At 41.5% G+C, this 11,396-nt stretch carries 10 protein-coding genes; 5 read left to right on the forward strand and 5 right to left on the reverse strand.

From position 1 onward, the window contains the following. The first annotated feature begins 25 nt into the window (after window positions 1-25). From ADJ60_RS09640 to ADJ60_RS09655, 4 genes are all read left to right on the forward strand, one after another. Window positions 26-1,177, forward strand: coding sequence for an MFS transporter (locus tag ADJ60_RS09640; protein ID WP_023946242.1), 1,152 nt, complete (start codon window positions 26-28; stop codon window positions 1,175-1,177). Window positions 1,178-1,276: 99 nt separating this feature from the next. Beyond that, window positions 1,277-2,026, forward strand: coding sequence for a tRNA pseudouridine(38-40) synthase TruA (gene truA / locus ADJ60_RS09645; RefSeq protein WP_049544761.1), 750 nt, complete (start codon window positions 1,277-1,279; stop codon window positions 2,024-2,026). Further along, window positions 2,016-2,789, forward strand: coding sequence for a bifunctional hydroxymethylpyrimidine kinase/phosphomethylpyrimidine kinase (locus tag ADJ60_RS09650; RefSeq protein ID WP_000794766.1), 774 nt, complete (start codon window positions 2,016-2,018; stop codon window positions 2,787-2,789). Before truA ends, ADJ60_RS09650 begins: the two co-directional genes overlap by 11 nt. Beyond that, a complete protein-coding gene (locus tag ADJ60_RS09655) occupies window positions 2,767-3,228 on the forward strand; it encodes an ECF transporter S component (RefSeq protein WP_000814989.1) in 462 nt (153 codons plus the stop codon). Before ADJ60_RS09650 ends, ADJ60_RS09655 begins: the two co-directional genes overlap by 23 nt. A gap of 103 nt (window positions 3,229-3,331) precedes the next feature. Here ADJ60_RS09655 and ADJ60_RS09660 read toward each other — a convergent pair whose 3' ends face one another. From ADJ60_RS09660 to ADJ60_RS09675, 4 genes are all read right to left on the reverse strand, one after another. After that, window positions 3,332-4,414, reverse strand: a complete 1,083-nt coding sequence (locus ADJ60_RS09660; RefSeq protein ID WP_049544762.1) for a M24 family metallopeptidase — start codon at window positions 4,412-4,414, stop codon at window positions 3,332-3,334. A gap of 127 nt (window positions 4,415-4,541) precedes the next feature. Beyond that, window positions 4,542-5,324, reverse strand: coding sequence for a lipid II isoglutaminyl synthase subunit GatD (gene gatD / locus ADJ60_RS09665; RefSeq protein WP_049544763.1), 783 nt, complete (start codon window positions 5,322-5,324; stop codon window positions 4,542-4,544). Beyond that, complete coding sequence (gene murT, locus ADJ60_RS09670) at window positions 5,324-6,667, reverse strand: lipid II isoglutaminyl synthase subunit MurT (protein WP_049544764.1); 1,344 nt, start codon at window positions 6,665-6,667, stop codon at window positions 5,324-5,326. Before murT ends, gatD begins: the two co-directional genes overlap by 1 nt. A 98-nt stretch (window positions 6,668-6,765) precedes the next feature. Beyond that, window positions 6,766-8,082 (reverse strand): FAD-containing oxidoreductase, encoded by a 1,317-nt coding sequence (locus ADJ60_RS09675; RefSeq protein WP_049544765.1) that lies wholly within the window; start codon window positions 8,080-8,082, stop codon window positions 6,766-6,768. 328 nt (window positions 8,083-8,410) lie between these two features. Between ADJ60_RS09675 and ADJ60_RS09680 the strand changes: the two genes are divergently transcribed. Beyond that, window positions 8,411-9,976, forward strand: a complete 1,566-nt coding sequence (locus ADJ60_RS09680) for a DEAD/DEAH box helicase (RefSeq protein ID WP_049544766.1) — start codon at window positions 8,411-8,413, stop codon at window positions 9,974-9,976. Between the two features lie 48 nt (window positions 9,977-10,024). On the opposite strand, the gene ADJ60_RS11315 is transcribed toward ADJ60_RS09680, so the two are convergent. After that, a protein-coding gene (locus ADJ60_RS11315) for an IS3 family transposase (RefSeq protein WP_152907437.1) occupies window positions 10,025-11,373 on the reverse strand; the annotation gives its coding sequence in 2 pieces (ribosomal slippage) (window positions 10,025-10,932 and window positions 10,932-11,373; 1,350 coding nt in all). Window positions 11,374-11,396 lie beyond the last annotated feature (23 nt).

An 11,396-nucleotide genomic window follows, 5' to 3' on the forward strand; every position in this document is an offset into this window, starting at 1 on the left:
TAAGAGAAATATAGAAAGAGATTTCATGAAACAATTTTTAGAACGGGCCAGTATTTTGGCTCTCTCCCTCGTTTTGATTACGTCCTTTTCCATCTCGAGTGCCCTGCCAGCCATGTTTGACTATTATCAAGGTTATCCTAAGGAACAAATTGAGCTCTTGGCGAGCTTGCCTTCCTTTGGAATCATGATTATGTTATTACTAAATGGTTTCTTAGAAAAAATATTTCCTGAGCGCTTACAGATCAGTTTGGGATTGCTGATTTTATCACTAAGTGGAACTGCTCCCTTTTGGTACCAAGCTTATCCTTTTGTCTTTGGAACACGGATTCTTTTTGGTTTAGGTGTTGGGATGATCAATGCCAAGGCCATTTCTATTATCAGTGAACGCTATCAAGGAAAAACGAGAATTCAGATGTTAGGGCTACGCGGTTCTGCAGAGGTCGTTGGGGCTTCTCTCATTACCTTGGCAGTCGGCCAATTGTTGGCCTTTGGTTGGACAGCTACTTTCTTAGCTTATAGTGCTGGATTTTTAGTTCTGATCCTTTATCTGCTCTTTGTACCTTATGGAAAAGAAAAGAAAGAAGTCAAGAAAAAAACGAAGGAAGCAAGTCGCTTAACTCGGGAAATGAAGGGCTTGATTTTTATCTTAGCTATTGAAGCGGCGGTTGTAGTTTGTACCAATACAGCTATTACCATCCGTATTCCAAGTCTGATGGTGGAAAGAGGACTGGGAGATGCCCAGTTATCTAGTTTTGTTCTTAGTGTCATGCAGTTAATCGGGATTGTGGCTGGTGTGAGTTTTTCTTTCCTGATTTCAATATTTAAAGAGAAACTGCTCCTCTGGTCTGGTATTACCTTCGGCTTGGGGCAAATTGTGATTGCCTTGTCTCCATCCTTGTGGGTGGTAGTGGCAGGAAGTATTCTGGCTGGCTTTGCCTACAGTGTAGCCTTGACGACAGTCTTTCAACTTGTCTCTGAAAGAATTCCAGCTAAACTCCTCAATCAAGCAACCTCATTTGCAGTTTTAGGCTGTAGTTTCGGAGCCTTTACGACTCCATTCGTTCTAGGTGCAATTGGCTTATTAACTCACAATGGGATGTTGGTCTTTGCTATCTTAGGATCTTGGTTAATTGTAACCTCTATCTTTGTCATGTACCTACTTCAAAAGAGAGCTTAGGATTGGTTTCCTAAGTTTTTCTTTTTTGGATTTTTGTACCCAGACATTATTTGATTTAGGGCCTTGTTTACAGACTAATTTCTTGATAAAATAGAAGTTATGACAAGATATAAAGCAACTATTTCCTATGATGGTTACGCCTTTGCTGGTTTTCAGCGCCAGCCTCATGCGCGTAGTGTTCAGGAAGAAATTGAAAAAACCTTGACCAAGTTAAATAAAGGGCAAGCCATTACTGTTCACGGTGCTGGTAGGACAGATAGTGGGGTTCATGCCCTGGGACAGGTTATTCATTTTAACCTGCCTTATCAAATGGATGAGGAGAAGCTCCGTTTTGCTCTAGACACTCAGTCCCCTGAAGATATTGATGTGATTTCGATTGAGCTTGTGGCGGATGATTTTCATTGCCGTTATGCCAAGCATAGCAAGACCTATGAGTTTATCGTGGATAGAGGACGTCCCAAAAATCCTATGCGCCGTCACTATGCCACCCACTTTCCTTATCCGCTTGATGTGGAACGGATGCGGGAGGCTATCAAAAAATTAGAAGGCACTCATGATTTCACCGGCTTTACAGCCTCTGGGACTAGTGTAGAGGATAAGGTTCGCACCATCACAGAAGCTAGTCTTAGGGTTGATGAGACAGGCCAGTTTTTGACCTTTACCTTTTCAGGAAATGGTTTCTTGTATAAGCAGATTCGCAATATGGTGGGGACACTGCTTAAAATCGGCAATAACCGCATGCCAGTAGAGCAGATTGACCTCATCTTGAAGAAAAAGGACAGGCAGCTTGCAGGTCCCACTGCAGCACCAAATGGTTTGTATTTAAAGGAGATTCGTTATGAAGAATAATCGTATTTTAGCACTTTCTGGAAATGATATTTTTAGTGGTGGTGGTTTGTCAGCTGATTTGGCTACTTATACCTTGAACGGCTTGCATGGCTTTGTAGCAGTGACTTGTTTGACAGCCTTGACGGAAAAGGGCTTTGAAGTCTTTCCAACTGACGATACCATTTTTCAACATGAATTAGATAGCTTGCGTGATGTGGAGTTTGGGGGGATTAAGATTGGTCTTCTACCAACTGTCAGTGTGGCTGAGAAGGCCTTGGACTTTATCAAGCAATGCCCAGGAGTGCCTGTGGTTCTGGACCCTGTCTTGGTCTGCAAGGAAACACACGACGTAGCTGTAAGTGAACTCTGTCAAGAGTTGATTCGCTTTTTCCCTTATGTCAGTGTGATTACGCCTAATCTTCCTGAAGCAGAATTATTGACTGGTCAGGAAATCAAAACCTTGGAAGACATGAAAGCTGCAGCGCAGAAATTGCATGAATTAGGAGCGCCAGCAGTCATTATCAAGGGAGGCAATCGCCTTAGTCAGGACAAGGCTGTAGATGTCTTTTATGATGGACAAAACTTTACAGTCCTAGAAAATCCTGTCATTCAAGGGCAAAATGCTGGTGCAGGTTGTACCTTTGCCTCTAGCATTGCCAGTCACTTGGTTAAAGGTGATGAACTTTTACCAGCAGTAGAAAGCTCTAAGGATTTCGTTTATCGTTCTATTGCACAAGCAGATCAGTATGGAGTAAGACAATATGAAGCAAACCAAAACAACTAAAATCGCCCTTGTATCCCTCTTAACCGCCCTCTCTGTGGTTCTAGGTTATTTCTTAAAAATTCCAACACCGACAGGCATTTTAACTCTTTTAGATGCGGGTGTCTTCTTTACGGCCTTCTACTTTGGTAGTCGTGAAGGGGCTGTAGTAGGAGGACTAGCAGGTTTCTTGATTGACCTCTTATCAGGCTATCCTCAGTGGATGTTCTTTAGCTTGGTCAACCATGGCTTGCAGGGATTTTTCGCAGGATTTAAAGGAAAAACTCAGTGGTTAGGCCTTATCTTAGCAACGATTGCCATGGTAGGGGGTTACGCCTTGGGCTCTACATTGATGAATGGCTGGGCTGCAGCTCTACCAGAAATTTTACCAAATTTCATGCAAAATATGGTAGGGATGATTGTAGGATTTATCCTTAGTCAAAGTATCAAGAAGATTAAGTAATGAGGCTGAGTCAAAAGTCTTTCAAATAAGAAAAACGCATAGTATCAGGTGTTGAAAAACCTTGATACTATGCGTTTTATTGTGGGAAGATTTTCGAAGAATTTTAATCAAAATAAAGCAAGTCTTTGCTGGTGTTTGTAAAGAGGTCAAAGCCATCTTTGGTAACAACACCACAGTCTTCGATACGGACACCGACTTTACCAGGGATATAGATACCTGGTTCAACAGAGAAGCACATGCCTTCTTCGATGACCATGTCGTTTCCTTCCATGATAGATGGGAATTCATGGACATCCATACCGATACCGTGACCGAGACGGTGGTTGAAGTACTCGCCGTAACCAGCTTTTTCGATGACCTCACGAGCAGCGCGATCCACTTCATGGGCAGTCACTCCTGGCTTGATAAAGTCAAGAGCAGCTTGTTGGGCTTCAAGAGTCAAGTTATAAATGTCTTTCTTGAATTGGTCAGGTTTGCCGACTGCGACTGTACGAGTCATATCTGACGCATAGCCGTTGACTAGAACACCAAGGTCAAAGAGGAGAAGAGCATCATTTTCAACCTTGTTAGCTGCTGGAATACCGTGTGGATTTGCAGCATTATCACCAGTCAAGACCATGGTATCAAAGCTCATTTCATAACCTTCACGCTTCATGGCAAAGTCAATTTGGGCGATGATATCTGTCTCTGTCTTATCAAGAGAAATATTGTCAAAGCCAACTTTTACAGCCTTGTCCGCATAGAGACCTGCAACCATCATTTTTTGCACTTCGTCAGCTGATTTGATGAGGCGCATGCGTTGGATACGGGGAGTGAGGTTTTCAAACTCAGCAGTTTCAAAGACTATTTTCAAGCCATGATATTTGGTCAAGATGAGATTGTCAAACTCAACAGCGACACGTTTGAAGTCAAGTTGTGGAAGAGCATGTTTCATTTTTTGCCATGGATTTTCAGAATCCACATAGCCCACAACTGGGAAAGAAACAGTGCTGCTTGCACGCTCAACCTCAAGGGCTGGGACAAAGAGGAGAGGTTCCTGATTTGCTAGAACAAAAAGGAACATTTGGCGTTCATGGGGATCACTGTAAAAGCCAGTGAGGTAATTGATTGTGACGGGGTCAGATACGACAGCGACGTCTAGTTTTTCTGATTCAAGATATGTTAAGATTTGTTGTAATTTAGACATATGCTACCTTCTTTCTACCCCTCTATTTTGGCAAAAAAAGAGAGAAAATGCAAGGGAGAAGGGTAAAAGAAAAGACAAAAAGAACTCCGACAAGATAGGGGAGATCTTTGATATGGTTTTTCTTGGTTTAAGAAAAGTCAGCCTTGCTTTTGATATCGCTGTATTCTTCAGCGATTTCCTGGCTGAGAATGTCCTCATAGGCAGGGAGTTGGATGTCCTGGCCGTATTTCTTCTTGAGGGCAGTAGTGACTAGGCGATAAGCTAGATTGGCATTACGAGAGAGGATAGGTCCGTGGAAGTAAGAACCAAAGACATTCTTATAATGAACCCCTTCACCAACCTTTTCTTCGTTGTTTCCATTTCCATAAACCACCTGTCCCAGCGGTTTTTGGTCATCAGAAAGGAAGGTACGGCCCTGATGATTTTCAAAGCCATAGTAGGTTTCATCGAAATCTTCATTGTGAATCTTGATGTCCCCGATAAAGCGATTATTGGTTTGATTAAGGGTATAATGGCCCATGACCCCTAGCCCTTCGATGCGTCTACCTGAAGCCTCAACATAATATTTACCTAATAGTTGGAAACCACCACAGATAGCCAGAACCACACCGTCGTTTTGGATGTAGTTATCAATGCTCTCTTTTTTAGCAGGTAGGTCGTCTGCAATAATACTTTGTTCAAAGTCTTGACCGCCACCGAAAAAGGCGATGTCGTAGTGATTTTCGTCAAAGTCATCATGGAGAGAAACGATGTCAACGGTCACATGGGCTCCCAGCTTTTCAGCCACATACTTGAGCATGAGGATGTTTCCATTGTCCCCGTAGGTATTCATGAGATTTCCGTAGAGGTGGGCAATGTTGAGCTGATAAGGGTAATTGCCAGCTTTTGAGGAAAGTGAAGTATAAACCATTAGTTCATCTCCTTTCTAACAATCTGACGACTAGCCAGCAGTTCGCGGAATTCAAGCATAGCAGTATAGGTAGCCAGAATATAAGCATGCTTGCAGTCTTGGTTCTCAATTGTCTTAAGAACTTGCTCCAGACTACTTGTTTCAGTGATTTTATCAGCTGGATAGCCTGTTACTCGTAGACGACGAGCGATTTCAGAATGACGAACACCGCCAGCGTTGATTTCGGGAATGTCCATGTCAGTAATTTGTTCAAAATCAGCATCCCAGATCCAGCTGGTATCAATACCGTCTGCATAGTTGGCATTGAGGAGGACAGATAGGCTAAATGGATAAGGTGCTAGTTTAATCATTTCGATAGCTTGAGTTGCACCGACTGGATTTTTTATCAAGACAAGGGTACATTCCTTGTCACCGATATGGAAGGTTTCTTGGCGTCCAAAGACAGCACGGCTCTTGTCAAATCCTTGCTTGATGAGTTGTGAATCTGCACCAAGGAAACGGGCGATAGCTACAGCAGCTAGGGCGTTGTAGATATTGTAGAGACCACCGATTTGAATACCGTATTCTTGGCCGTCAATGACAAAGCGAGAGCGATTGTTGGTTAACTCAACCAATTCTGTCAAGCGATAGTCGAGATCAGGACGTTTACATCCGCAGTCTTCACAGATATAGGCACCCAAATTTGCATAGGTATTGTGCTCGTATTTGAGGATGCCTTGGCAGTCAGGGCAGAGGATTCCTTCGGTATTATAGTGAGCCAGCTGAGCTGGACCTTTCTCCAAGTCAAAACCAAAATATTGTACAGGATTTGGAATAGCTGGCTTGTAGAAAAGTGGACTGTCTCCATTAAGAAGAACAGTGGCAGTAGGCACCTTACGAATGGCATCCAAAATCATCTTGTAAGTTGTGTAAATCTCACCATAGCGGTCCATCTGGTCACGGAAAATATTAGTAATAACAAATAAGCTTGGCTTGATGTAGTCACAGATACGAGATAGACTGGCTTCGTCGATTTCTAGGACGGCAATATTTTTCCCAGTTTTAGAAGATTTGGCTGTTAAGAAGGTTGTCGCAATTCCTGTAATCATGTTGGCACCGCTTGGGTTGGTCAGAACTTGACCATAAACCTCTTTTAAAATGCCGACAGTGAGAGCAGTTGTCAAGGTTTTTCCGTTGGTTCCAGTCACTACGACAATCTCGTAGTTCTTAGCTAGGTTTTGTAAAATATCTTTATCGAATTGAAGGGCAAGTTTTCCTGGAAGCGTACTTCCACGGCCAAGACGGCTTAAAATGAAGTGGGAAGAACGCCCAGCAAGAAGGCCCAAAGTAGTTTTTAATTTCATGTTTCTATTATATCATAAAAGAAGGAAAAGACAGATTTGAGATTCCGCAGAAGTAAAAACAGCCCAAGGAGGGCTGTTCGATACGATTAAATCTCAACTTAAATCGCAAACAAGTCATTCAAGTTCTCAGCCAAGGTTGGGTGAGTGAAGATTTGTTTTGTGAAGTAAGTGTAAGGAATTTTGTTGTCCATAGCAACAGTGATGATGTTGATGATTTCTTGAGAACCTTCTGAGAAGATGCTTGCTCCAAGAATTTCTTTTGTTTCAGTATTAACAACAGCTTTGAAAGCTCCGCGAAGGTCTCCGTTTACGTGACCACGAGGCATTGCTGCAACAGGGATTTCTTTCACTGCGTATGGAAGTTTCAAATCAGCTGCTTGGCTTTCAGTCAAACCAACTTGTGAAAGTGCAGGTGTGATGAACATAGTATTTGGTACATTGAGACGGTCTTCAAGTGTGTAGCTGCCATCTCCAGCAAGGTAGCTGTAAACAACACGGAAGTCATCAAGTGAAATGTAAGTAAATTGAAGGCCACCGTTGACATCTCCAACTGCAAAGACACCAGGAACGTTTGTTTGACAATGTTTGTCTACTTTAATAGCACCACGTTCAGTTAGTTCAATATCTGTATTTTCAAGTTGAAGTGGTTCTACGTTTGGTTTACGTCCTGTTGCGTAGAGAAGGGCATCGAAACGGTAAGTTTCGTTTTCAGTCACAACGAGCACTTGGTCACCGTCGTTTTTGATTTCAGTAGTACGGATATTTTGAAGCAATTCAATACCGTCTTCTTCCATGTATTGTTTAGCAAGAGCTGCGATGGAAGGTTCTGCACGAGGAAGGAAAGTATCCAAGGCATCTAGGACTGTAACCTTGCTTCCAAGTTTGTTGTATAGGCCGGCAAATTCAAGACCGATATTTCCACCACCAAGGACTCCAAGTTTTTCAGGCAATTTGTCCAAGTTTTGGATACCTGTTGAGTCAAAGACATTCTTGCTTGTAGCAAGTCCTGGAATTGGCAAGACGTTTGAAATAGCACCAGTGTTGATGACGATAGTTTCAGCAGTCAATTCTTGTTTTTCATCACCAGCTTGTATTTCGATGACTTTATTTGAAAGGAAGTGAGCTTCCGCATCAAAAATATCGACACCTGTACCAGCAACAGTTGCATAGTTTTTACCATTGAGGCGACCAGTGATAGTATTTTTTGTAGCAATCACTTCTTCAAAAGACAAGTCTTTCTCAGCAGCAACTAGCAAAGTTTTAGTTGGGATACAACCGATGTTGATACAAGTTCCACCGTACATAGCTTTGCTACGTTCAACGAGGGCAACTTTCTTGCCAGCTGAAGCCAATTTACCAGCTAGTGTTTTACCAGCTTTACCAAATCCGATAACGATTAAATCATAAGTTAACATTTATCTTCCTCCTATTCGAATTTCATTCTAGCATAAGAAAAAAACTTTTGCACAATTCTGCTACGCTTTAAAAAAGTTTATGAAATAGTGGAAATTTCATCCTCATTTTCTAAGGAAAATCGTTTACATGACTTTATCGACGGATTTAACTATCTTTTGCTCTGGTCTTGTGTTATACTAGATAGGTTGCAAAGAAAACAGTACTTTTCTTTTGTGGAAAAGAAGCAACACGATTTTGTATCCAGTATATGAAAATACGTCATAAAAAGAAAAGTATAAACTAAGCCCTATAGGGTGGCTTCGCACCACCTTTAGAAAGAAGAATAACGTGAAATTTAATGAATTAAACTTGTCTGCTGATTTGCTAGCAGAGATTGAAAAAGCTGGTTTTGTAGAAGCCAGTCCTATCCAAGAACAAACTATTCCTTTGGCACTTAAAGGTAAGGATGTTATTGGTCAAGCACAGACTGGTACAGGAAAAACTGCAGCATTTGGTTTGCCAACCCTTGAAAAAATCCGTACAGAAGAAGCGACCATCCAAGCCTTGGTTATCGCTCCAACACGTGAACTTGCTGTCCAAAGTCAAGAAGAACTCTTCCGTTTTGGTCGTAGCAAGGGAGTCAAAGTCCGTTCAGTATATGGCGGATCAAGCATTGAAAAACAAATTAAGGCTCTTAAATCTGGTGCCCATATCGTGGTGGGAACACCTGGTCGCCTTTTGGACTTGATTAAACGCAAGGCCTTGAAATTACAAGATATTGAAACTCTTATCCTTGACGAAGCGGATGAAATGCTCAACATGGGCTTCCTTGAAGACATTGAAGCTATCATCTCCCGTGTCCCTGAAAGCCGTCAAACCTTACTTTTCTCAGCAACTATGCCAGATGCCATCAAACGTATCGGTGTTCAATTTATGAAAGAACCTGAGCATGTCAAGATTGCTGCCAAGGAATTGACAACAGAATTGGTTGACCAGTACTATATCCGAGTTAAAGAACAAGAAAAGTTTGATACTATGACTCGTCTTATGGATGTGGAACAACCTGAGCTTGCTATCGTATTTGGTCGTACCAAACGTCGTGTGGATGAATTGACTCGTGGACTTAAAATCCGTGGTTTCCGTGCAGAAGGAATTCATGGAGACCTAGACCAAAACAAACGTCTTCGTGTCCTTCGTGATTTCAAAAACGGCAATCTCGATGTTTTGGTTGCGACAGACGTTGCAGCGCGTGGTTTGGATATTTCAGGTGTGACCCATGTCTATAACTACGATATTCCACAAGATCCTGAAAGTTATGTTCACCGTATCGGTCGTACAGGTCGTGCTGGTAAATCAGGTCAATCGATTACCTTTGTTGCTCCAAACGAAATGGGTTACCTTCAAATTATTGAAAACTTGACTAAGAAGCGCATGAAAGGTCTCAAACCTGCAAGTGCAGAAGAAGCCTTCCAAGCTAAGAAACAGGTTGCACTAAAGAAAATCGAACGTGATTTTGCAGATGAAACAATCCGTGGCAACTTTGAGAAATTTGGCAAGGACGCTCGTAAGTTGGCTGCTGAATTTACTCCAGAAGAATTGGCCATGTATATCTTGAGTCTGACAGTCCAAGATCCGGATAGCCTTCCAGAAGTGGAGATTGCGCGTGAAAAACCACTGCCATTTAAACCATCAGGTAATGGCTTCGGTGGTAAAGGTAAGGGAGGTCGTCGTGGAGATGACCGTCGTGATCGCGACCGCCGTGGCAATGGTCGCCGTGATGATTTCAAAAAAGGCAGTCGTGGAAATGATCGTTATGATAAGGAAAAACGTTACCGTAAGGATAATAAAAAACCACGCACTACTTCAAGCGAAAAGAAAACAGGCTTTGTTATTCGTAACAAGGGCGATAAATAAGAAAAAGCGGTTCAAAATGTACTGACCCCAAAAAGTTAGACAATTAATTTATCCGAAGGATTTAGTTCTGTATTGCACAGGACTGAGTCCTTTTAGTTTTACCTTAATTCGTTTATTGTTGTAGTAATCAATATAGTCTACAATGGCTTGTTCCAATTGGTTGAGCGACTCAAATGACTTCTCATAACCATAAAACATCTCCGATTTCAGAATACCAAAGAAAGATTCCATCATGCCGTTGTCTGGGCTGTTACCTTTACGTGACATGGATGCTTGAATTCCCTTACCCTCTAGAAACTGATGATAAGAATCGTGTTGATATTGCCAGCCTTGGTCACTATGGAGAATCGTATTCTCGTAGCGCTTCTCTGTGAATGCTTGTTCCAACATTGTTTTTACTTGTTCTAAGTTGGGTGAAGTTGAAAGATTATAGGCGATAATTTCGCTATTAAAGCCATCTAAAACTGGTGATAAGTAAAGCTTTTGAGCGCTTGCTGGAATGGCAAATTCTGTCACGTCCGTATAACACTTTTCCATTGGTTTAGCTGCTTCAAATTGGCGTTGAATAAGGTTGTCTGCTTTCTTGCCAACATCTCCTTTATGAGAAGAATACTTGCGTTTCTTGCGGATTCTAGCTTGTAAATTGAGCACTTTCATCAAGCGTTGAACTCTTTTATGATTGACCACATAACCACGATTTCTTAATTCTAAATGGATTCGACGATAGCCGTAATTTCCTTTTTGTTCGGTAAAAATAGCTTGAATTTCAGCTTTAAGCTTTTGATCCTTATCTGGTTTGTCTAGCTGTTTCAAATGATAGTAGTAGGTCGAACGAGCGAGTTTAATGGTTTTTAGAAGAATATCTAACGAAAAATCAGTGATTAATTCTTGAACAATTTCTGTCTTTCTTCTTTCTCTTTTTCCTCCTTCAAGCGGAGTTCTCTCAACTTTTTTAGGACAGCATTCTCCGCTCTCAGATACTCGTTTTCTGCTTGAAGTCGTTCTAACTCTGTCATCTCTTCGGGTTTCTTCTTTGGTTTACGTCCCATTTTAGGTACTCTCCCTCTTGTTTTCTCAACAATAGTATACCCGTTTTTCTTGTATTGTGCCATCCAATTTGGAAGCATACCACGATTTGGGAGAGCATATTCGAGAGAAACTCTATCTTGAGACCAGTTTTCATGTAGGACTTTATCAATCATTTCTTGTTTTAATTCAGGAGAATAGTAACGATTTTTTTCTTTTTTGACGAACTCTATTCCATAACGATCAATCAATTTAATCATGTACCTAATATTAGAATTGTTTATCCCAAATTTATTTGAAAGCTTCTCTAAGCTATATCCTTGTTTTCTAAGTTCATAGATCTGAACTTTATCATCATAAGTTAATTTCATAATAAAAACACCCCAAAAGTTAG

This window comes from Streptococcus pseudopneumoniae (genome assembly GCF_001076775.1).
GTDB classification, from domain to species: Bacteria; Bacillota; Bacilli; order Lactobacillales; family Streptococcaceae; genus Streptococcus; species Streptococcus pseudopneumoniae_G.